Origin of the sequence: Azospirillum sp. B21 (assembly GCF_008364825.1) — a bacterium.
Lineage (GTDB): Bacteria > Pseudomonadota > Alphaproteobacteria > Azospirillales > Azospirillaceae > Azospirillum.
This window is the reverse complement of the sequence record NZ_VTTO01000004.1, coordinates 142547-163076: the sequence shown is the minus strand read 5'-3', so window position 1 is coordinate 163076 and position 20530 is coordinate 142547. Positions and strand designations below refer to the sequence as shown.

21 protein-coding genes are annotated in these 20530 nt (G+C 67.2%); 8 read left to right on the top strand and 13 right to left on the bottom strand.

All coding sequences use genetic code 11. The annotated features are described in order from the left end of the window. The first annotated feature begins 1 nt into the window (after window position 1). Window positions 2-514, top strand: a complete 513-nt coding sequence (locus FZ983_RS11850; protein WP_211102894.1) for a GNAT family N-acetyltransferase — start codon at window positions 2-4, stop codon at window positions 512-514. Between the two features lie 140 nt (window positions 515-654). On the opposite strand, the gene FZ983_RS11845 is transcribed toward FZ983_RS11850, so the two are convergent. Then, window positions 655-2919 carry an NADP-dependent malic enzyme gene (locus FZ983_RS11845; protein WP_149223760.1) on the bottom strand — a complete coding sequence of 755 codons (2265 nt, stop codon included), beginning with the start codon at window positions 2917-2919 and terminating at the stop codon, window positions 655-657. A 331-nt stretch (window positions 2920-3250) separates the two neighbouring features. Between FZ983_RS11845 and rph the strand changes: the two genes are divergently transcribed. Genes rph through FZ983_RS11825 form a run of 4 tightly spaced genes read left to right on the top strand, consistent with a single transcriptional unit; the run spans window position 3251 to window position 6298 of the window. Continuing rightward, on the top strand, window positions 3251-3970 hold the full coding sequence (gene rph, locus FZ983_RS11840) for a ribonuclease PH (protein WP_149223759.1): 720 nt from the start codon (window positions 3251-3253) through the stop codon (window positions 3968-3970). Between the two features lie 27 nt (window positions 3971-3997). Further along, window positions 3998-4597, top strand: a complete 600-nt coding sequence (rdgB, locus tag FZ983_RS11835) for an RdgB/HAM1 family non-canonical purine NTP pyrophosphatase (RefSeq protein ID WP_149223758.1) — start codon at window positions 3998-4000, stop codon at window positions 4595-4597. Beyond that, entirely contained in the window at window positions 4585-5769 is a 1185-nt protein-coding gene (gene hemW / locus FZ983_RS11830; RefSeq protein WP_149223757.1) for a radical SAM family heme chaperone HemW, read from the top strand. Before rdgB ends, hemW begins: the two co-directional genes overlap by 13 nt. Window positions 5770-5803: 34 nt before the next feature. After that, window positions 5804-6298 (top strand): dihydrofolate reductase, encoded by a 495-nt coding sequence (locus tag FZ983_RS11825; RefSeq protein WP_149223756.1) that lies wholly within the window; start codon window positions 5804-5806, stop codon window positions 6296-6298. A gap of 28 nt (window positions 6299-6326) precedes the next feature. Here the strand turns inward: FZ983_RS11825 and FZ983_RS11820 are convergent, their stop codons facing one another. From FZ983_RS11820 to FZ983_RS11790, 7 genes are all read right to left on the bottom strand, one after another. After that, entirely contained in the window at window positions 6327-7238 is a 912-nt protein-coding gene (locus FZ983_RS11820; RefSeq protein ID WP_149223755.1) for a ParB/RepB/Spo0J family partition protein, read from the bottom strand. Further along, on the bottom strand, window positions 7235-8032 hold the full coding sequence (locus tag FZ983_RS11815; RefSeq protein ID WP_149223754.1) for an AAA family ATPase: 798 nt from the start codon (window positions 8030-8032) through the stop codon (window positions 7235-7237). Before FZ983_RS11815 ends, FZ983_RS11820 begins: the two co-directional genes overlap by 4 nt. Window positions 8033-8097: 65 nt before the next feature. Next, window positions 8098-8712: a 16S rRNA (guanine(527)-N(7))-methyltransferase RsmG gene (rsmG, locus tag FZ983_RS11810; RefSeq protein WP_149223753.1), complete on the bottom strand. Its 615-nt coding sequence runs from the start codon at window positions 8710-8712 to the stop codon at window positions 8098-8100. Next, on the bottom strand, window positions 8709-10604 hold the full coding sequence (mnmG, locus tag FZ983_RS11805) for a tRNA uridine-5-carboxymethylaminomethyl(34) synthesis enzyme MnmG (protein WP_188092302.1): 1896 nt from the start codon (window positions 10602-10604) through the stop codon (window positions 8709-8711). Before mnmG ends, rsmG begins: the two co-directional genes overlap by 4 nt. Before the next feature lie 118 nt (window positions 10605-10722). After that, window positions 10723-12051, bottom strand: a complete 1329-nt coding sequence (gene mnmE, locus FZ983_RS11800; protein WP_149223751.1) for a tRNA uridine-5-carboxymethylaminomethyl(34) synthesis GTPase MnmE — start codon at window positions 12049-12051, stop codon at window positions 10723-10725. Window positions 12052-12061: 10 nt separating this feature from the next. Further along, a complete protein-coding gene (locus FZ983_RS11795) occupies window positions 12062-12421 on the bottom strand; it encodes a (2Fe-2S) ferredoxin domain-containing protein (protein ID WP_149223750.1) in 360 nt (119 codons plus the stop codon). Then, window positions 12418-12669, bottom strand: coding sequence for a DUF6489 family protein (locus FZ983_RS11790; RefSeq protein ID WP_014249167.1), 252 nt, complete (start codon window positions 12667-12669; stop codon window positions 12418-12420). Before FZ983_RS11790 ends, FZ983_RS11795 begins: the two co-directional genes overlap by 4 nt. Before the next feature lie 183 nt (window positions 12670-12852). Between FZ983_RS11790 and FZ983_RS11785 the strand changes: the two genes are divergently transcribed. From FZ983_RS11785 to FZ983_RS11775, 3 genes are read left to right on the top strand one after another with little or no spacing between them, the layout of a single operon-like run. Further along, window positions 12853-14904 (top strand): thioredoxin domain-containing protein, encoded by a 2052-nt coding sequence (locus tag FZ983_RS11785; RefSeq protein WP_149223749.1) that lies wholly within the window; start codon window positions 12853-12855, stop codon window positions 14902-14904. A gap of 18 nt (window positions 14905-14922) precedes the next feature. After that, window positions 14923-15435 carry a methylated-DNA--[protein]-cysteine S-methyltransferase gene (locus FZ983_RS11780; protein WP_149223748.1) on the top strand — a complete coding sequence of 171 codons (513 nt, stop codon included), beginning with the start codon at window positions 14923-14925 and terminating at the stop codon, window positions 15433-15435. A gap of 41 nt (window positions 15436-15476) precedes the next feature. After that, window positions 15477-16451, top strand: coding sequence for a quinone oxidoreductase (locus FZ983_RS11775; protein WP_149223747.1), 975 nt, complete (start codon window positions 15477-15479; stop codon window positions 16449-16451). A gap of 135 nt (window positions 16452-16586) precedes the next feature. Here FZ983_RS11775 and dnaQ read toward each other — a convergent pair whose 3' ends face one another. From dnaQ to FZ983_RS11745, 5 genes are read right to left on the bottom strand one after another with little or no spacing between them, the layout of a single operon-like run. Next, window positions 16587-17270 (bottom strand): DNA polymerase III subunit epsilon, encoded by a 684-nt coding sequence (gene dnaQ, locus FZ983_RS11765; protein ID WP_149223746.1) that lies wholly within the window; start codon window positions 17268-17270, stop codon window positions 16587-16589. Beyond that, a complete protein-coding gene (gene coaE / locus FZ983_RS11760) occupies window positions 17263-17907 on the bottom strand; it encodes a dephospho-CoA kinase (protein ID WP_149223745.1) in 645 nt (214 codons plus the stop codon). The genes dnaQ and coaE overlap by 8 nt, the downstream gene beginning before the upstream one ends. A gap of 9 nt (window positions 17908-17916) precedes the next feature. Then, window positions 17917-18783: a shikimate dehydrogenase gene (locus FZ983_RS11755; protein ID WP_149223744.1), complete on the bottom strand. Its 867-nt coding sequence runs from the start codon at window positions 18781-18783 to the stop codon at window positions 17917-17919. Next, window positions 18780-19382: a Maf family protein gene (locus tag FZ983_RS11750; protein WP_149223743.1), complete on the bottom strand. Its 603-nt coding sequence runs from the start codon at window positions 19380-19382 to the stop codon at window positions 18780-18782. The genes FZ983_RS11755 and FZ983_RS11750 overlap by 4 nt, the downstream gene beginning before the upstream one ends. Then, the gene (locus FZ983_RS11745) at window positions 19379-20218 is read right to left on the bottom strand and encodes a pyruvate, water dikinase regulatory protein (protein WP_149223742.1); all 840 of its coding nucleotides are present in this window, start codon (window positions 20216-20218) and stop codon (window positions 19379-19381) included. Before FZ983_RS11745 ends, FZ983_RS11750 begins: the two co-directional genes overlap by 4 nt. Window positions 20219-20530: the final 312 nt, after the last annotated feature.

The following is a 20530-nucleotide window of genomic DNA, read 5'->3' as shown; positions in this document are numbered from 1 at the left end:
CGTGACGGTTCGCATGCTGTCGGCTCCGCAAGTCCATGCCGCCGTGCCGGGGCTGACGGACGTGCTGCTGGATTGCGTGGCGGGCGGTGCCTCGGTCAGCTTCATGGCACCGCTCGACCGCACCACTGCCGAAGACTTCTGGCGGAACGTGGCGTTGGAGGTGGAGCAAGGCGACCGCATCCTGCTGGTGGCTGAGGACGGGGAGGGCGTGCTGGGCACCGTCCAGTTGGTGATCGGCCAGCCGCCGAACCAGCCCCACCGCGCCGACCTCTCCAAGATGCTGGTCCACCGCCGCGCCCGCCGCCGTGGCGTCGGCGCCGCCCTGATGCAGGCCGCCGAGGATGCCGCACGCGCCGCCGGCAAGACCCTGCTGGTCCTGGACACTGCCTCGCCGGATGCCGAACGCCTGTACATCCGCGCCGGCTGGGTGAAGGTCGGCGTCATCCCGCACTACGCCCTGTGGCCGGAAGGCGGGTTCTGTGACACGACATACTTCTACAAGACGTTGGGGTGATGGATGACTCTCCTTCTCCCCCTGGGGAGAAGGTCGGGATGAGGGGTTCGGCGTAGCCGAAGACACTCCGGCCTATGCGTCCCCCTCACCCAAACCCTCTCCCCAGGGGGAGAGGGGATTTTTAGAAAGAGCGTCTCAACTCACCACGGCAGCGAGTCATGCGCCGCCAGGGCCGCGGCGGTGACGATGTCGTTCACCGAGGCGCCCATGCTGACGATCTGCGCCGGCTTGTCCAAGCCGATCAGCAGCGGGCCGATCATCTGGCCGCCGGCCATCTTGTTCAGCAGCTTGGCCGAGATGTTGGCCGAATGCAGGCCGGGCATGATCAGCACGTTGGCCGGTCCGGACAGCCGCGAGAACGGGTAGACCCGCTTCATCAACTGGTAATCCAGCGCCACGTCGGCCGACATCTCGCCGTCATACTCGAAATCGACCCGGCGGCTGTCGAGGATCGACAGGGCCTCGCTCAGAGGATCGGTGTTCGGGTGCGGCGTCTGGCCGAAGTTGGAGAAGGACAGCAACGCCACCCGCGGCTCGTGCCCCATCTGCCGGGCCTTGGCAGCGGCACCGACAGCGATGTCGGCCAGCGTCTTGCCGTCGGGACGGACATGGACGGTGGTGTCGGCGATGAAGACGGTGCGGTTGCGGGTGATGAACAGGTGCAGGCCGAACACCGGCTCGCTCGCCTTCGGGTCGATGACGCGACGGAGTTCCTCATAGGCGACGCCGAAGCTGCGGGTGAGGCCGGTCACCATGGCATGGGCATCGCCCTGCGCAACCATGCAGGCGGCGAACACGTTGCGGTCCTGGTTGACCATCCGCTGGCAGTCGCGCAGCAGGGCGCCCTTACGCTGCAGGCGGCGGTAGAGATGGTCGGCATAGCGGCGGTTGGCATCCGACAGGCGCGCGTTGTGGATTTCGAACTGGACGTTGGGCTGTCCCATCGCCACCAGCTGTTCCCTGATCACCTCCTCGCGGCCGATCAGCACCGGCGTTCCATAGCCATGGGCGCGGAAGGCCATGGCGGCGCGGATCGTCCGCTCCTCCTCGCCCTCGGCGAAGACGACGCGGCGCGGGTTGGTCCGCACCTTCTCCAGGATCAGTTCCAGGCTGTCGGCCGTCGGGTCCAGCCGGGTGCGCAGGCTGTGCTTGTAGCTGGTCAGATCGAGGATCGGTTTGCGCGCCACGCCGCTTTCCATCGCCGCCTGGGCGACGGCGGCCGGAACGGTGACGATCAGGCGCGGATCGAAAGGCACCGGGATGATGTAGTCCGGACCATAACGCAGCCGGCGCCCGGAATAGGCGGCATCGACCTCGTCCGGCACATCCTCGCGCGCCAGCGCCGCCAGCGCCTTGGCGGCGGCGACCTTCATCGCCTCGTTGATGGTGGTGGCGCGGACATCCAGCGCGCCACGGAACAGGTAGGGGAAGCCCAGGACGTTGTTGACCTGGTTCGGGTAGTCGGAGCGGCCGGTCGCCACGATGGCGTCGTTGCGCACCGCCTTCACCTCTTCCGGCGTGATCTCCGGATCGGGGTTGGCCAGCGCGAAGATGATCGGCTTGGCCGCCATCGACTTCACCATCTCCGGCGTCATCGCCCCCTTGGCCGACAAGCCGACGAACACGTCGGAGCCCGCCACCGCCTCTTCCAGCGTGCGCTTGTCGGTGTCGACGGCGAAGGACGACTTCCATTGGTTCATGCCGCTGGTGCGGCCGCGATAGACCACGCCCTTGGTGTCGCACAGGATGATGTTTTCACGTGAAACACCCATCGTGCAGAACAGCTCGGCGCAGGCGATGCCCGCGGCACCAGCGCCGTTCACCACCATCTTCACGTCTTCGATTCGGCGGCCGGTGATGTCGCAGGCGTTGATCAGGCCGGCAGCGGCGATGATCGCGGTACCGTGCTGGTCGTCATGGAAGACCGGAATGTCCAGCAGCTCGCGCAGCCGCTCCTCAATGATGAAGCAGTCGGGCGCTTTGATGTCTTCCAGGTTGATGCCGCCGAAGCTGGGGCCGAGGAAGCGCACGCAGTTGACGAACTCGTCCACGTCGCGGGTGTCGACCTCCAGGTCGATGCCGTCGACGTCGGCGAAGCGCTTGAACAGCACCGCCTTGCCTTCCATCACCGGCTTGCCGGCCAGCGCGCCGAGGTCGCCCAGCCCCAGCACCGCCGTGCCGTTGGAGATGATGGCGACGATGTTGCCCTTGGCCGTGTAGTCGTAGGCGAGGGACGGATCCTCGGCGATGCGCAGACAAGGCACCGCCACGCCGGGCGAGTAGGCCAGCGCCAGATCGCGCTGGGTGGTCAGCGGCTTGGTCGGGGTGATTTCCAGCTTGCCGGGCCGGCCGCTGGAATGCAGCAGCAGGGCCTCTTCGTCGGTGACGCGCTTGGTGTCGGACATGGATGTCGTGTTCCTCAACGGAGTGTGCAGCCCGTCGGTCGTCGTTGATGCCTTTTTGTGCGGTGCGCTGCCGACGGTGGGGCAGCGATGGTATACGCCGAACGCGCAACTCGCCAAGCCTGGATCGGCACCGTTTTGTACGAATCATGCATTTTCCTGCCAATTAACGACACATCCAGTTTGTTTGCCAGCCCATCCAATTCGTCTCCGCCCCGTCCGACGCCGCGTCCCCGCCCCGCTGCCGGCGGGCAGGCGGGACGCCATGCTGGACGGGAACGGGCGGAGCCGGTAGCTTGCCGCCCGATTGCAACCGACCTTCGGAATGATGCCCATGCGCCCCTCCGGCCGCGCCTTCGACCAACTGCGCACCGTCTCCCTCGAACCCGGCTTCAGCCGCTACGCCGAGGGCTCCTGCATGGTGCGCTTCGGCAACACGCATGTGCTGTGCACGGCCAGCGTCGACGAAACTGTGCCGCGTTTCCTGAAGAACACCGGGCTCGGCTGGGTCACCGCCGAATACGGCATGCTACCGCGCTCCACCCACAGCCGCACCGACCGCGAGGCGGCCAAGGGCAAGCAGTCCGGCCGTACCCAGGAAATCCAACGCCTGATCGGCCGCGCACTGCGCGCCGTCACCGACCGTTCGGCGATGGGTGAGAAGCAGATCAAGATCGACTGCGACGTCATCCAGGCCGACGGCGGCACCCGCACCGCCGCCATCACCGGCAGCTATGTCGCCCTGCATCTGGCCTTCCAGCACCTGATGCAGATCGGCGCGCTGAAGACCATGCCGCTGACCGATCAGGTCGCCGCCGTGTCCTGCGGCCTGTTCCAGGGCAATGCCGTGCTCGATCTCGATTACGACGAGGACTCCAAGGCGCAGGCCGATGCCAATTTCGTCCTGACCGGCAGGGCCGGCATCGTCGAAATCCAGGGCACCGCCGAGGAAACCCCCTTCTCCGAGCCGCAGTTCATGGAGCTGCTGGCGCTCGCCCGCAAGGGCGTGAACGAGCTGGTGGCGTTGCAGAAGCAGGTTCTCGGCATCAAGTAAGGCCGTATCAGCCAGAGGTTCATCACCATGTCCGCTCCCCGCCGCTTCACCGGCGACACCCTCGTCATCGCCAGCCACAACAAGGGCAAGGTGCGCGAGATCGCCGACCTGCTCGGCCCCTATGTCGCCACCTTCACCTCGGCCGGGGAGCTGGGCCTGCCCGAACCGGAAGAGACCGGAACCACCTTCATCGCCAATGCGGAGCTGAAGGCCAAGGCTGCGGCCGCCGCCGGCCATGTCGCGCTTGCCGACGACAGTGGACTGGTGGTGCCGGCGCTGAACGGCGATCCCGGCATCTACTCCGCCCGCTGGGCCGGCCCGGCCAAGGACTTCGCCATGGCGATGCAAAAGGTCGAGGACGGTCTCGCCGAGCAGAGCGACCGCAGCGCCTATTTCGTCTGCGCCCTGTCGCTCGCCTGGCCGGACGGCCATGTCGAGACGGTGGAGGGCCGCTGCTACGGCACGCTGGTGTGGCCGCCGCGCGGGCCGCACGGCTTCGGCTATGATCCGATGTTCCTGCCGGACGGCCACGGCCTGACCTTCGGCGAGATGGATCCGGCCAAGAAGCACGAGATGAGCCACCGCGCCGACGCCTTCCGCCAGCTGGTGGAGCGGTGTTTCCGGTGAGTGCGTCCGATCATGGTTATGAGGGGCCTGGTTTCGCCGTCTACGTCCATTGGCCCTTCTGCAAGTCGAAGTGCCCCTATTGCGATTTCAACAGCCATGTCCGCGAGCGCGTCGACCACGACCGCTGGCGGGCCGGGCTGCTGCGCGAACTGGACCATTACGCCGACCTGACCGCCGGGCGCACCGTCACCTCCATCTTCTTCGGCGGCGGCACCCCGTCGCTGATGGAGCCGGCAACGGTGGGCGCCATCATCGACCGCGTCACTCAACGCTGGCCGGTCGCCGAGCGGCTGGAGGTGACGCTGGAGGCCAACCCGACCTCCGTCGAGGCCGACAAGTTCCGCGCCTTCCGCACCGCCGGGATCAACCGCGTTTCTCTCGGCATCCAGGCGTTGGACGACGCCAGCCTGAAGTTCCTTGGCCGACAGCACAACGCGGCGGAGGCCACCGGCGCCATCGAACTGGCGGCGCGGACCTTCGACCGCTTTTCCTTCGACCTGATCTATGCCCGTCCCGGCCAGACGGTGGCGGCTTGGCAAGCGGAACTGGCGCGGGCGCTGGATTACGCCGTCGGCCATCTCTCGGTCTATCAGCTGACGATCGAGGAGGGGACGGCCTTCTACCCGATGCACGCCCGTGGCGATCTGGTGCTCCCCGACGAGGATCTCGCCGGCGATCTCTATGAAGCCACGCAGAGCCAGCTTACGGCGGCGGGGCTGCCGGCCTACGAGATTTCCAATCACGCCCGTCCGGGCGAGGAAAGCCGCCACAACCTGACCTATTGGCGCTATGGTGATTATGTCGGCATCGGGCCCGGCGCGCATGGGCGGCTGACGCTGGATAACGAAAAGTTTGCGACTCGCGCCCATCGTGCCCCGGAAATCTGGCTGGAGCGGGTGGAACGCGACGGCCATGGCGCCTCCACTCCCAACCCGATCGGCCGCGATGCCCGTGGCACCGAGCTGCTGATGATGGGGCTGCGCCTGAGCGAAGGGGTGCGGCTTGCCCGTCTGGTGGAGGAATCCGGCCGGACGCTGGACGATTTCGTGGAGCCGGCGGCGTTGTCTCGCCTGATCGAAGGCGGCTTCCTGACCCGCGATGCGCATCGTCTCTCTGCGACATCGGAGGGGCTACAGCGACTGAACGCGGTGCTCAGCGCAATTTTGGCGTAAGATCTGCCCGATCTGAACCGCGAAAGGGCAGGGGATGCGCATCAGTCTGATTGTGGCCGCTGCGATGAACGACGTGATCGGCCGCGATGGTCGATTGCCCTGGACTCTTCCCGGTGATCTGCGCCGGTTCAAGCAGCTGACCATGGGCAAGCCGGTGCTGATGGGCCGCAAAACCTGGGAGTCGCTGCCGCTGCGCCCGCTTCCCGGCCGCGACAACCTCGTCCTCAGCCGTCAGACGGCGGTCGGGGAGCATGACGGTGCCCGCTGGTTCTTCGGGTTGGGAGCCGCCGTGTCCTGGGCGCAGGAGTCCGGTGCGGCGGAGCTCTGCGTCATCGGCGGCGCCGCGCTATTCCGCGAGGCTCTTCCCATCGCCGATTGCCTGCATCTGACCCGCGTGGAGAGCGCAGTGAACGGCGACACGCTGATGCCGCCCATCGGCGCGGAGTGGGTCGAAGTCTGGTCGAGTGCACCCATGGAAGAGAACGGACTGTTCTACCGCTACATCGACCTGGAAAAGGCGCGGGTATAGGGGCGAGCCAGTTCCCCCCGAGGCCCCCTTACTCCTCTCCACCCAGACGGTGCAGCACGTCGTCGAGCTGGTCGAGCGTTTGATAGTGGATGGTGATGGTTCCCCGCTGTCCCTGAGGATTGATTGCGACCTTCAGCCCGATGCGGGCGGAGATCTCCTCCTCAAGATTGATCAGGTCGACATCCTTCATCGCCGGGGCGGCGCCGGATCCGTCGTTCGCGGCCTTGCCCTTCTTCGCCTTCGGCTGGTCGCCGCGCATGAGGTCTTCGGTCTGGCGGACGTTCAGGCCGCGCGTAATCACCTCGCGGGCGACTGCGGCCGGATCCGGGGCGGTCAGCAGGGCACGGGCATGGCCGGCGGTCAGCGCACCGTCCTGCACCATCGATTTGACCGGATCCGGCAAAGCCAGCAGGCGCATCATGTTGGCGACATGGCTGCGGCTCTTGCCGACGGCGCGGGCCAGATCCTCCTGCGTATGCTCGAACTCCTCCATCAGGCGGCGGTAACCCTCCGCCTCTTCCAGAGGGGTCAGATCCTGGCGTTGGATGTTCTCGATCAGCGCGATTTCCAGCGCCTCGCGGTCGCTGAGATCGCGGATGATGACCGGCACCTCGTGCAGGCCAGCGATCTGCGCGGCGCGCCAGCGGCGTTCGCCGGCGATCAGCTCGTAGGAATTGGCGTCCTCGGCGTCGCGGCGCACCAACAGCGGCTGAAGGATGCCCTTGTCGCGGATGGACTCGACAAGGCCGCTGATCGCCTCTTCGTCGAACTTCCGCCGCGGCTGGTATTTGCCGGGGTGGACGAACTCGATCGGCACCTGCTTGGACTGCCGCACCTTGTCGAGTGCCGAATAATCCTCGGTCGCCTCGCCGAACAGGGCGGAAAGGCCGCGGCCCAGGCTGGCGCGGCGGGCGCCACCTTGCTTGGTGTCGTCGATCATGCGGTCAGTCTCTTCTCACGGCGCAGCACCTCGCCCGCCAGATGGATGTAGGCCTGGGATCCGGGGCAGCGCATGTCGTAGATCAGCACCGGCTTGCCGTGCGACGGCGCCTCGGAGACCTTGACGTTGCGCGGGATCACGGTGTCGTACACCTTCTCCCCGAAGAAACCACGAACGTCCGCCGCCACCATGTCCGACAGGTTGTTGCGCTTGTCGAACATGGTCAGCACGACGCCGTGGATGTCGAGGTTCGGGTTGAAGGCGCGCTTCACCCGCTCGATGGTGCGGACCAGATGGCTGAGACCCTCCAGCGCGTAGAACTCGCACTGCAGGGGAACCATCACGGCATGCGAGGCGACCAGCGCGTTCAGCGTCAGCAGCCCGAGTGCCGGTGGGCAGTCGATCAGGACATAGTCGTATTCGAGCGCACTGTTGGCGACCGCTTCACGCAGGCGGAACTCGCGCCGCTCGGCACCGACCAGCTCGATTTCCGCACCCGACAGATCGACCGACGAGGTGATGATCGACAGGTTCGGCACGGAGGAGGGGGTGGCGGCATCCTCCAGCGACACGTCGTCGAACAGCACGTCATAGATGCCGACGCGGCGGTCCGAACGCGGAATGCCGAGACCCGTGGACGCATTGCCCTGAGGGTCGAGGTCGATCACCAGAACCCGCTTGCCGATGACGGCGAGCGCGGTGGCGAGGTTGATCGTCGTCGTGGTCTTGCCCACGCCGCCCTTCTGGTTGGCAATCGCAACCACGCGGGCAAGGGGACGGGTGACGGCAGACATGGCAGCCTCTCGGGAGTCCGGTTGGCGGGAGGAGGGCGGGGGAACAACAGTGTCAGGCACGGTCTTCACACACGCTCAAGGTAACTCACACGCAGGATGGTTCCGCTGGGATCGGTGCGGCTGTCAAATCGCTCGGATTCCATTGTCCAATATTGCGTGGTGGCGGTCAATTCGTCGTCCAGCGCCGCACCCTTCAGGAACAGGCACTTGCCGCGCGCTCCGATGAAAGGATGAGCCCAGGTGAAGAGGTCTGCCAGCGGTGCCAACGCACGGGCGGTGACGACATCGGCCTCGATGCCGGTGACGGTCTCGATCCGCTTGGTATGAACGGTGACCGGCGCTTCGCAAACGCGGGCGACCTCGCGGAGGAAGGCGCATTTGCGCACATCGCTCTCGATCAGATGCACCTGCGGCACACCGAGAATGGCGAGCACCAGACCGGGGAAACCGGCACCACTGCCGAGATCGACCAGCACCCGCGTACCCTCCGGCAACAACGGATGGAGCTGAGCGGAGTCGAGGAAGTGACGTTTCCAGGCATCGGGCAGAGTGGAAGGGCCGACCAGATTGATCTTCGGCTGCCACTTGCGCAGCAGCGCCTCGTAGGCGATCAGGCGGTCGAGTGTTTCACGTGAAACACCGGTGGCTTCCTGAAATGCGACGGCATCGAACCCACTCATTCCGCAGCCACCCCAGAGGAAACCGCTTCGCGACGTTTCACATGACGGAGCAGGGCGACCAGAGCGGCCGGGGTCATGCCGGGTATGCGGGCCGCCGCACCCAGGGTCGCCGGGCGCGACTGGCGCAGCTTCTGCCGGATTTCGGCGGAAAGGCTGCCGATGCCATCGACGTCCAGATCATCGGGCAGGGCAAGGGACTCGTCCTTGCGGAAGGCCCGGATGTCGGCCTCCTGCCGACCGAGATAGCCAGCGTATTTTCCGTCGATCTCCAACTGCTCGGCGATCTCCGAGGCAATCTCCCCCAACTCCGGCCACAGGCGGGTTAGGGCGGCAAGATCAATGTCCGGATAGCGCAGCAGGTCGGCGGCACTGCGGCGCACGCCGTCCTGGTTCACCGCGACCCCCTGGCGAGCGAGTTCGGCCGGCGTCGCCTGCAGCGAGGCCACCAGCACGCGACCAGCCGACAGTGCCGCACTCTTGGCGGCAAAGACGTCACGACGCTCGGAGCCGACGCAGCCGATGGCAACGCCCTTGTCGGTCAGCCGCTGGTCGGCATTGTCGGCGCGCAGCAGCAGCCGATATTCGGCGCGCGAGGTGAACATACGGTAGGGCTCGTTGGTGCCCCGGCCGATCAGGTCGTCGATCAGCACGCCGATATAGGCGTCGGCACGGTCGAGCACGAAGCCATCGCGGTTGCCGCTTGCTGCCAGAGCAGCGTTGATCCCGGCCATCAGGCCCTGGGCCGCCGCCTCTTCATAGCCGGTGGTACCGTTGATCTGGCCGGCCAGGAACAGCCGCGGCGCCCGGCGGGTCTCCAGCGTCGGCTTCAGCTCGCGCGGATCGACATAGTCGTATTCGATGGCATAGCCGGGGCGGATCATCACCACCTTCTCCAGACCCGGCATGCTGGCGAGGATGCCAAGCTGCACATCGCGAGGCAGGGAGGTGGAGATGCCGTTCGGGTAGACGGTGGGATCGTCCAGCCCTTCCGGCTCAAGGAAGATCTGGTGCTTCTCCTTCTCGGCGAAGCGGACGACCTTGTCCTCGATGGACGGACAATAGCGCGGACCGGTGCCGGTGATCTGCCCGGAATACATCGGCGCGCGATGCAGATTGGCGCGGATCAGCGCATGGGCCTCCGGCGTCGTCCAGGTGATCGCGCAGTCGATCTGCGGCGTGTCGATCCGCTCGGTCATATAGGAGAAGGGCGGGGGCGGGGTGTCGCCCGGCTGCTTCTCCAGCGCATCCCAATCGATGGTGCGGCCGTCGAGCCGCGGCGGCGTGCCGGTCTTCAACCGGCCGAGCGGGAAGCCCAACCGGGCCAGCGTGTCGGACAGGCCGATGGACGGCGCCTCTCCGACCCGGCCGGCGGGAGTGCGTTCCTCGCCGATGTGGATCAGACCGCGCAGGAAGGTTCCGGTGGTCAGCACCACCGCACCGGCGCGGATGGTCTCGCCGGCCCCGGTCACGACACCGGTGATCCGCTGCCCAGAAGTACTGGAATCCGCATCGACGATCAGGTCTTCGGCACCACCGGCTTCGATGAACAGATTCTCCTGCTCGGCCAGCAGCGACTGCATCGCCTGGCGATAGAGCTTGCGGTCGGCCTGGGCGCGCGGGCCGCGAACGGCGGGACCCTTGCTGCGGTTCAGGATGCGGAACTGGATGCCGCCGCGGTCGATGGCCTTCGCCATCACGCCGTCCAGCGCATCGATCTCCCGCACCAGATGGCCCTTGGCCAAGCCGCCGATGGCGGGGTTGCAGGACATCTCGCCAATGGTTTCGACCTTGTGGGTCAGCAGGAGCGTGCGCGCACCCATGCGCGCGGCCGCCGCAGCCGCCTCACAGCCGGCGTGACCGCCGCCGACAACGATGACATCAAAGCTTCGCATGTGCGGGACCATAGCGGAATGAACGCGGGGATCCAAGAGGCGGGGCAGGGAAATCGTGGGGTGGGGAGTGGTTGAATGTCCTTCTCACCCCACCCGCTGTTTCACGTGAAACACGCCCTCACTTCCCGATGCAGAAGTCCCGGAAGATCACGTCCAGCAGATCCTCCACATCAACTCGTCCGGTGATGCGTCCCAGCGCCCGGCTGGCGAGACGCACATCCTCCGCCGCCAGTTCGGGAAGCGGCGCATCCAGCGCACGCACTAGCGACTCACGGCATTCGGTCAGCGCCGCACGGTGACGGGCGCGGGTCAGGGAGGGCGCACTGCCGATCGCAAGGCGGTCGGCGCTGAACTCCGTCAGCTTCTCCTCCAAAGCCTTCAGCCCAGCCCCGGTCTGGGCAGAAACCAGAATCGGGGACAGATCCGGCCGCAGGTCGGTGGCCGTAGCAAGGTCTGACTTGTTGAACACCACCACCGTATCGCGGTCGATCAGGTCCAGCGTCGCCGGATCGAGATCGGGCAGGGTGGTGGCGTCGAACACCGCCACCTTCACGTCGGCGCGCGCCGCCCGGTCTCGGGCGCGGCGGATGCCTTCCTCCTCCACCTCGTCGGCGGCGGCCTCACGCAAGCCGGCGGTGTCGGCCAGCACGACCGGATAGCCGCCGAGGTCGAGATGCACCTCGATGATGTCACGGGTGGTGCCGGCGCGGGCAGACACGATGGCGGCGTCACGGCGGGCGAGGGCATTCAGCAGGCTGGACTTGCCGGCATTGGGCGCACCGACGATGGCGATGTGCAGCCCTTCGCGTAGCCGCTCGCCGCGACCGCCGTCGTCGAGATGGGCGGCGATCTCGTCGGCCAGCCCGGCGATCACCGGACGGACGGCGTCGGCGACACCGCCCGGCAGATCATCCTCGGCGAAGTCGATGTCCGCCTCGATATGGGCCAACGCCCGGGTCAGCCGCTCGCGCCAGCCGTCATAGAGCCGGCCAAGCGCCCCCTCCATCTGCCGCAATGCCTGACGGCGCTGGGCATTGGTCTCGGCATCGATCAGGTCGGCGACTGCCTCGGCCTCCGTCAGGTCGAGCTTGCCGTTTTCGAAGGCGCGGCGGGTGAACTCGCCGGGTTCTGCCAGCCGCAAGCCGGGCAGGCTGGCGAGCGCCTCGATCACCCCGGCGACGACGGCGCGGCCGCCATGCAGGTGCAACTCCACCACATCCTCGCCGGTGAAGCTGGCGGGGGCGGCGAAGCGTAGGACCAGCGCGTCGTCGAGCATGTCGCCAGTCTTTGGGTCGCGCAGCTTGGTCAGCACAGCACGGCGTGGCGCAGGCAGGGGACGGCCGGTCAATGCAGCGAGGGCGGATCCGGCCTCAGGTCCCGAAATGCGAACCACCGCCACACCGGATCGGCCGGGGGCGGTGGCGAGCGCAAAGATGGTGGTGAACATCGCTGTCGGATCAGCCGAGCTGCTCGGGTCGCAGCTCCCGCTGCTCCGTCGTCAGCATCAGCCGCTCGACGCGGCGGCCTTCGACCAGATGGGTCTGCAGGATTTCGTCCACGTCGCCGGTGCTGTGATAGGTGTACCAAACGCCTTCGGGATAGATCACCAGCGTCGGGCCCAGCTCGCACCGGTCGAGGCAACCGGCCGAGTTGATCCGCACCTTGCCGTCGAAGCCGAGTTCGCGGGCGCGGGCCTTCATATAGTCGCGCAGCTTCTCTGACCCTTGGGCGGCGCAGGACCCGCGCTTGTGCCCGTCGGGGCGGCGGTTGGTGCAGCAAAAAACATGGGCTTCGAAATACGGCTTCGGATCGGTCACTTTCTTCCTTCCTGCCCCAGGGCCGATGCCATCTGGGACCAAAACATCTTCTGCATCTGCTCCATGCCCTGGATGCCGGCGGGAAGCCAGGTCTTCAGCATGGTCTCCGGGTCCATGGCCTGGAGGTTCGCACGCATCCGCTCCTGGATCTCGTGCATCATGGCATCCTGCATCGGCTTTACGTCGGGCAGGCCGAGGAAATGCCGAGCCTCATCCGGGGTGCAGTCGATGTCGACGGTGATTTTCATGGGACCCCCTCCAGACCGGGAGCCGGGCACCGGATCCGGCACCGGTCCAGGCATTGGCCGTGTTGATTTTGGGGTTGAGCGCCGCAGCGGCTCATGCCCCACTATACAGATAGGATGCACTGGCGCAACGCCACCCCGGCGCCACCTATTGATTCACGACACACCAACAGATCGGACACCGCCATGCCCGCCACTCCGTTGGGCGCGAACCTGCTAGGCCGGGAGACGAGCCCCTATCTGCTGCAGCATAAGGACAACCCGGTGCATTGGATGCCCTGGGGACATGATGCTTTCGCCCGCGCGAAGGCGGAGAACAAGCCGGTGCTGCTGTCGGTCGGCTATGCCGCCTGCCACTGGTGCCACGTGATGGCGCACGAAAGCTTCGAGAACCCGGAGATCGCCGGGCTGATGAACGAGTTGTTCGTCAACATCAAGGTGGACCGGGAGGAGCGGCCGGATCTCGACACCATCTATCAGTCGGCGCTTGCGCTGCTGGGACAACAGGGCGGCTGGCCGCTGACCATGTTCCTGACGCCAGATGCCGAACCCTTCTGGGGCGGCACCTATTTCCCGCCGGCCCCACGCTATGGCCGCGCCGGATTTCCCGACGTGCTGCGCGGCATCGCCGGCACCTATGCCAATGAGCAGGACAAGGTCGGCAAGAATGTCGATGCGCTGAAATCGGCGCTCGCCGGTATGGGAGAGAACCGGTCGGCCGGCGCCGTCGATGCCGGGGTGCTGGATCAGGTGGCGCAAAGGCTGCTGCGGGAGGTCGATCCGATCCATGGCGGCATCGGCACGGCGCCGAAGTTCCCGCAGGTGCCGTTGTTCGAACTGCTGTGGCGGGCCTGGCAGCGCACCGGCCGCGAGCCCTTCCGCGAGGCGGTGACCCACACGCTGGCCAACATGGCGCAGGGCGGCATCTACGACCATCTCGGCGGCGGCTTCGCCCGCTATTCGGTCGATGAACGCTGGCTGGTGCCGCATTTCGAGAAGATGCTCTACGACAACGCGGAGCTGCTCGACCTGATGACGCTGGTCTGGCAGGAGACGCGCGACCCGTTGCTGGAGACCCGCATCCGCGAGACGGTCGGCTGGCTGCTGCGCGAGATGATCGCCGACGGCGGCGGCTTCGCCGCGACTCTGGACGCCGACAGCGAAGGCGAAGAGGGACTCTTCTATATATGGAACGAGGAGGAGGTCGACCGGCTGCTGACCCCGGCCCTGGGCGCAGACGGGCTGGCGACGTTTAAGCGCGTTTACGAGGTGCTACCCCAGGGCAATTGGGAAGGCGTCACCATCCTGAACCGGCTGGGCGGCCTGTCGCTGGCCGACGACGCCACCGAGGCGACGCTCGCCAAGGGCCGGGAGATTCTGCTGCGGGCACGGTCTAAGCGGGTCCGGCCGGGTTGGGACGACAAGGTGCTGGCCGACTGGAACGGCCTGATGATCGCGGCACTGACCCACGCCGCCCTGGCGCTGGACGAGCCGGAGTGGCTGGACGCCGCCGGCCGCGCCTTCGCCTTCGTCCGCGACCGGATGGATACGAACGGGCGGCTCTGCCACAGCTGGCGACACGGGCAGGGCAAGCACACGGGCATGCTGGACGACTATGCCCATATGGCGCGCGCCGCCCTGGCGCTGCATGAGGCGACCGGGGATCCGGCGGCGCTCGATCAGGCCAAGCTTTGGGTGGCGACGCTCGACGCCCATTTCTGGGACGGCGCCAACGGCGGCTATTTCTTCACCGCCGACGATGCGGAAGGGCTGATCGTCCGCACCAAGACCGCCTACGACAACGCCACCCCCAGCGGCAACGGCACCATGCTGGCGGTGCTGGCTACCCTGTTCCAGCGCACCGGCGAGGATGCCTATCGCGAGCGGGCGGACGCGCTTGCCGCCGCCTTCTCCGGCGAGCTGACCCGCAACTTCTTCCCCCTGACCACCTTCCTGAACTCCGTGGAGCTGATGACGGCGCCGCTGCAGATCGTCATCGTCGGACCGCCCAAGGCGGCGGAGACGGAGGCGCTGCGACGGACGGTGCTCGACCGTTCGCTGCCCAACCGAATTCTGACCGTGTTGGCTCCGGGGGCGGATCTGCCCGCCGGTCATCCGGCACAGGGGAAGGGGATGCGCGACGGGAGGGCCACCGCCTATGTCTGCCGCGGCATGACCTGTTCGGCGCCGGTGAGCGCGCCGGCGGATCTGGCCGCCCTTCTGGCAACGGGAAACTGACTTCCGGGGAGAAAAGCTATGGCGCGTCTATCCATCGACAGCCCGCTAGGGCCCCTGATGCTGACCGGGGACGGATCCGCCCTGACCTCGGTCGGCTGGGGCCGCTTCGATCATGACGAGCCCGACGCGGTGCTGGTCGAAACGGCGCGCCAGTTGGAGGCCTATTTCGCCGGCCGGCTCCAGCGCTTCGACCTGCCGCTGAAGCCGGCAGGCACCGCCTTCCGGCGGAGCGTGTGGGACGCGATGCTGGCGATCCCCTATGGCGGCACGGCGACCTATGGCGGGATGGCGAAGATGTTGGGCAGTGGGCCGCGCGCGGTCGGCGGGGCTTGCGGCGCCAACCCGATCCCGATCGTCATCCCCTGCCACCGGGTGCTGGCCAGTGGCGGGGCGCCCGGTGGCTATTCCGGCCATGGCGGGCTGGACACCAAGGCGTGGCTGCTGGCACTGGAACGCCGGCATGCCGGATCAGGGGAGTCCGGCAGAGGGCAGGGCAACGGTGCGGCGGCGGAGCAGTTCGCGCTGCTCTGAGACGCACGAGAACTCCAAACAAGAAGGGAGACCACACCACCATGGTTCACGCGATCCGCATCCATGAGCACGGCGGGCCGGAGGTTCTGCGCTGGGACGAGATCGAGGTGGGAGAACCCGGCCCCGGCCAGGTGCGTATCCGCCAGACCGCGGTCGGGCTGAACTACATCGACACCTATCACCGCTCCGGCGCCTACAAGCTGCCGGATCTGCCGGCGGTGATCGGTATGGCCGGCACCGGCGTGGTCGAAGCGCTGGGCCCGGACGTCACCACGCTGAAGATCGGCGACCGGGTCGGCTACGCCATGTCCATCGGCGCCTACGCCGAGAGCCGCCTGATCGCCGCCGACCGGCTGGTGCCGCTGCCGAGCTGGCTCGACGAGCAGGCGACGGCGGCCACGCTGCTGCAGGGGCTGACCGCGCAGTATCTGCTGCGCAGCACCTATGCGGTGCAGCCCGGCGACACCATCCTGGTGCAGGCCGCGGCCGGCGGGGTCGGGCTGCTGCTGTGTTCCTGGGCGCGGCATCTCGGCGCCACGGTGATCGGCACGGTCGGGTCGGCGGAGAAGGCCGAACTGGCCAAGGCCCATGGCTGCCACCACACCATCGACTACACCCGCGAGAATTTCGTCACCCGGGTGAAGGACCTGACGGACGGGCAGGGCGTGCCGGTGGTCTATGACGGCGTCGGCAAGACGACCTTCCTGGACGGGCTGGATTGCCTGCGGCCGCGCGGGCTGATGGTGCTGTTCGGTGCCGCGTCCGGCGCGCCGGCACCGCTGGATCTGGGGCTGCTGGCGGCGAAAGGATCGCTCTACGTGACCCGGCCGACCCTGGCGACCTACACCGCCAAGAGGGAGGATCTGATGGCGTCCGCCGCGGATCTGTTCGACGCGGTGAAGAATGGCGGCGTGACCTTCACGGTCAACCAGCGCTTCGCGCTGAAGGACACCGCGGAGGCGCACCGGGCGCTCGAGGCGCGGGCGACGACGGGGTCGACGGTGCTGGTGCCGTAAGGTTTCGGCCGGCGATTGCCCCCACCTATCCTCCCCCGCTGGGCGGGGGAGGGACTGCCGCCACTCTCCCGCACAAGCACTTGCTCCCTCCCCCGCCCAGCGGGGGAGGGTCGGGGAGGGGGCAAGCGATGCGGACTATTCCACCGCCCAAAGCGGGTTCTTCATCTTCTTCAGCATCTCGGCATGCGCTGCGGCTTCCTCGTCGCTGACGGCGAAGACGCGGGCTTCGCGGAAGGGGCGGTCGATGCGGACCGGGCCGGCAGATCCGCCCTTCGATGCCGGACCGCCGGCGAAGGACAGGCCGGTCTGCCGCCCGCCCAGAAGCTCCAGATAGACCTCGGCCAGCAACTGGGCGTCGAGCAGCGCGCCGTGCAGCGTGCGGTTGGAGTTGTCGACACCGAAGCGCTTGCACAGCGCATCCAGCGTGGCGGGCGAGCCGGGGAATTTCTGCCGGGCCATCAGCAGCGTGTCGATGGCGCGGTCCTTCGGCATCACCGGATAGCCGGCGATCTTCAGCTCCCAATTCAGGAAGTGCATGTCGAAGGCGGCGTTGTGAATCACCAGCGGGGAGTCGCCGATGAAGGCGACGAAATCGGCGGCGACATCGTTGAACAGCGGTTTGTCCGCCAGGAACTCGGTGCTCAGCCCGTGAACGGCGAAGGCCTCCGGCGGCATGTCGCGTTCGGGATTGAGGTAGACGTGGAAGCGTTCGCCGGTGGCCAAGTGGTTGACCAGCTCGATGCAGCCGATCTCGACCAGCCGATGGCCCTCCTCCGGCTTGAAGCCCGTGGTTTCGGTGTCGAGAACGATTTCACGCATGATGGATTTGCCCTGGTTGATAGCCGCGCGGCGGCCAATGCCTGCCCGGCCGCCGCATCACGTCCCGCACAATGCCCTGAAGTGCCCGCCGCGTCACCAGCCGACCGGCGCCTGTCGGTACGACATGGTCGGCACGCCGCCGCTTCTCGGCATCCGGCATCTGGCGGGCAAGGATGCCGGCGAACTTCTCCGCCGTCATGCCCGGCCGCGCCAGCACGCGGGCGCGCTGCACGGCGAAGGGGGCGGAGACGACAATGGTGGCATCGACCCGCCGCTCGCCATGGGTCTCGAACAGCAACGGGATGTCTAGCACGGCGATCTTCGCACCGCGACGGGCGGCACGGGCGAGAAAGTCGCGCTGCGCCGCCTGGACCATCGGGTGCAGGATGGCCTCCAGCCGTTTCAGCGCATCCGGATCACGGAACACCGCAGCGCCCAGCGCCGGCCGGCTGACCGCCCCGTCGATCACCACGCCGGGGAAGGCGGCATCGATGACCGGCACCGCCCGGCCGCCGCGGCCGAGCAGCCCATGCACCACCGCATCGGAATCGCAGACCGGGGCGCCCATGGCTTGCAGCATACGGGCGGCGGTGCTCTTGCCCATGCCGATGGAACCGGTCAGGCCCAACACGATCATGGCCGTGCCTCAGCCTTCCAGAACGAAGCGGGTCAGTTCCGCCGTCACCTGCGGCTCAATGCCGAACCAAGCCTTGAAGCCCGGTCGTGCCTGGTGCAGCAGCATGCCGATGCCACCGGCCACCGGATTGCCGCGCATCCTGGCCTCGGCAAGCAGAGGGGTTTCCAGGGGCACATAGACGATGTCGTTGACGACCGCCGAGACGGGCAGGGCGCGCAGGGACAGGTCCAGCGCCGGCTGACCCGCCATGCCCTGGGTGGTCGTGTTCACCAGCAGCCCGGCACCGTCGAGCGCCGTTTCACGTGAAACCCAATCCAGCACTGTCACGCCGCCGGAAAACCCGACGGCGGCCAGATCCGCCGCCAGATCCTCGGCGCGGGCACGGGTGCGGTTGACCAGACGGACCTCCGGCGCACCGGCGTCGAGCAGGGCGACCACCACGGCACGGGCGGCTCCGCCGGCGCCGATCACCACGGCCGGGCCGTTCTCCGCCGTCCAACTTGGCTGTTCGGCGCGCAAGTTCTCGATGAAGCCGAAGCCGTCGGTGTTGCCGCCTTCCAACGCGCCATCGTCCGCCACCACGATGGTGTTGACGGCCCCCATCCGGCGGGCGGTCTCGTCCAGACGGTCGACGGTGCGATAGGCGATCTCCTTCAACGGAACGGTGACGTTGCAGCCGCGAAAGCCCAGCGCGGGCAGGGCGCGGATCGCCTGCTCGGCGCGCTCCGGCACCACCGCCAGAGGGACATAGGCGCCGTCGATCCCATACTGCCGCAGCCAGAATCCATGCAGCCGGGGAGACCGCGAATGACCGATCGGCCAGCCCATCACACCGGCGACCTTTGCCTTGCCACTGATTGAACCGACCGTCGTCATTCCTTGCCCACCCCATGCACGCGCAGAAACCCGAGCAGCGGCAGAAGCGGAAGCCCGAGGATGGTGAAGAAATCACCCTCGACCCGCTGGAACAGCTGCGCGCCCAGCCCTTCCAACTGATAGGCGCCGACGGAGTGCAGCACGTCGTCGCCGACGCGGTCCAGATAGTCGTCGAGGAAATCTTCGGTGAAGTTGCGCATGGTCAGGCGGGCGCTGTCGACCTTGTGCCACATCCGCTCGCCGTTGCGCACCACAACGGCACAGCTGACCAGCCGGTGGGTCTTGCCCCGCAGGTCCAAAAGCTGTGCACGCGCCGCCGCCCGGTCGGCCGGCTTGTCGAACCAGCGGCCCTCGCATTCCAGCATCTGGTCGGCGCCGACCACCAGCGCGCCGGGATGTCGGCGGGTGATGCGCTGGGCCTTCAGCTCGGCCAGGGCCTCGGCGACCGCATCGGCCGGGACGCCTTCCGCCCGGCCGGCAGCCTTCACCTCGTCCTCATCGATCAGCGGCTTGTCGAGGATGGCGCTGACGCCGGCCTGCTCCAGCATCGCCGCCCGCGTGCGCGAGCCGGACGCCAGCACCAGAACGGGCGCACTCACGTCTTCTTTCCTTCCGGGCTGAAGGTGCCGCTCTGGCGGCGGGCCAGCAGCATCATGATTTCGGCGGCCGTCTCCTCGATGGAGCGGCGGGAGACGTCGATCACCGGCCAGCCGCGCCGGCTGAACAGACGCCGCGCCTCCTGCACTTCGGAGCGCACCAATTCGGGATCGGCGTAGCTGGAGCCCTCACCCTGGTTGAGCAGCTTCAGCCGGTTGCGGCGGATCTGCACCAGCCGGTCGGGGTCCTTGGTCAGCCCGACGATCAGCGGCCGGGTCAGGAGATCGACCTCGGCCGGCAGTGGACTGCCAGGCACCAGCGGGATGTTGGCCGCCTTGATGCCGCGGTTGGCCAGATAGATGCAGGTCGGCGTCTTGGAACTGCGCGACACGCCGATCAGAACCACGTCGGCCTCGTGCAGGTCCCAGTTCGACTGGCCGTCGTCGTGCGACAGGGCGAAATCGACCGCATCGATGCGGCTGAAATACTCGGCGTCCAGGACATGCTGGCGGCCGGGCTGGCGCTGCGATTCCACGCCCAGGAAGGCGGCGAGCGCGTTGATCAGCGGATCGAGCACGGGGATGCAGGGAACCTGCATCTCGCGGCAGAAATCCTGCAGGCGGCGGCGCAGCGTCTCGTCGACCAGCGTGAACATCACCAGCCCGTGATTGTCCCGGATCCCCTCCAGGACGAGGTCGAGCTGGCGGTCGGTCCGCACCAGATTCCAGAAATGCTCGATCGGCCGAACGTCGTCGAACTGGATGACGCAGGCGCGCGCCACGCTGTTGATGGTCTCGCCCGTCGCATCGGACACGAGATGTAGGTGGAACTCTTTCATCCGTCCCCAACATTCTGTGGAGAACCCGGCCCAGATCTGTGGACAACCGGATCCGCCTGCGTTTCATCCCGACCGGGGGACTCCTCCTCCCCGATACGGCCAAGGGGAGGACAACTCCGCCGACCGCTTCGGAAGCTGGGAAGATCCGGCCCCGCCCGCGCTGTTATCCACGGGACTCCCATTCGTCCAGCTATAGCATTTCAGCCGTTTCCGGCGGTAGTGCTCCGAATCGTCCACAGATCCGCGCACATGTCCGCACAAGCCCCCGGATCTGTGGATAGATTCGCGCTGCCCGGGGATCACCGTTATCCA

Bases quoted from the DNA above. Each gene is read 5' to 3' on its own strand.
- FZ983_RS11845 (WP_149223760.1), bottom strand. From the start codon at position 2,919: ATGTCCGACACCAAGCGCGTCACCGACGAAGAGGCCCTGCTGCTGCAT.
- rph (WP_149223759.1), top strand. From the start codon at position 3,251: ATGCGCCCCTCCGGCCGCGCCTTCGACCAACTGCGCACCGTCTCCCTC.
- rdgB (WP_149223758.1), top strand. From the start codon at position 3,998: ATGTCCGCTCCCCGCCGCTTCACCGGCGACACCCTCGTCATCGCCAGC.
- FZ983_RS11825 (WP_149223756.1), top strand. From the start codon at position 5,804: ATGCGCATCAGTCTGATTGTGGCCGCTGCGATGAACGACGTGATCGGC.
- FZ983_RS11820 (WP_149223755.1), bottom strand. From the start codon at position 7,238: ATGATCGACGACACCAAGCAAGGTGGCGCCCGCCGCGCCAGCCTGGGC.
- FZ983_RS11815 (WP_149223754.1), bottom strand. From the start codon at position 8,032: ATGTCTGCCGTCACCCGTCCCCTTGCCCGCGTGGTTGCGATTGCCAAC.
- rsmG (WP_149223753.1), bottom strand. From the start codon at position 8,712: ATGAGTGGGTTCGATGCCGTCGCATTTCAGGAAGCCACCGGTGTTTCA.
- mnmG (WP_188092302.1), bottom strand. From the start codon at position 10,604: ATGCGAAGCTTTGATGTCATCGTTGTCGGCGGCGGTCACGCCGGCTGT.
- mnmE (WP_149223751.1), bottom strand. From the start codon at position 12,051: ATGTTCACCACCATCTTTGCGCTCGCCACCGCCCCCGGCCGATCCGGT.
- FZ983_RS11790 (WP_014249167.1), bottom strand. From the start codon at position 12,669: ATGAAAATCACCGTCGACATCGACTGCACCCCGGATGAGGCTCGGCAT.
- FZ983_RS11785 (WP_149223749.1), top strand. From the start codon at position 12,853: ATGCCCGCCACTCCGTTGGGCGCGAACCTGCTAGGCCGGGAGACGAGC.
- FZ983_RS11780 (WP_149223748.1), top strand. From the start codon at position 14,923: ATGGCGCGTCTATCCATCGACAGCCCGCTAGGGCCCCTGATGCTGACC.
- FZ983_RS11775 (WP_149223747.1), top strand. From the start codon at position 15,477: ATGGTTCACGCGATCCGCATCCATGAGCACGGCGGGCCGGAGGTTCTG.
- dnaQ (WP_149223746.1), bottom strand. From the start codon at position 17,270: ATGCGTGAAATCGTTCTCGACACCGAAACCACGGGCTTCAAGCCGGAG.
- coaE (WP_149223745.1), bottom strand. From the start codon at position 17,907: ATGATCGTGTTGGGCCTGACCGGTTCCATCGGCATGGGCAAGAGCACC.
- FZ983_RS11755 (WP_149223744.1), bottom strand. From the start codon at position 18,783: ATGACGACGGTCGGTTCAATCAGTGGCAAGGCAAAGGTCGCCGGTGTG.
- FZ983_RS11745 (WP_149223742.1), bottom strand. From the start codon at position 20,218: ATGAAAGAGTTCCACCTACATCTCGTGTCCGATGCGACGGGCGAGACC.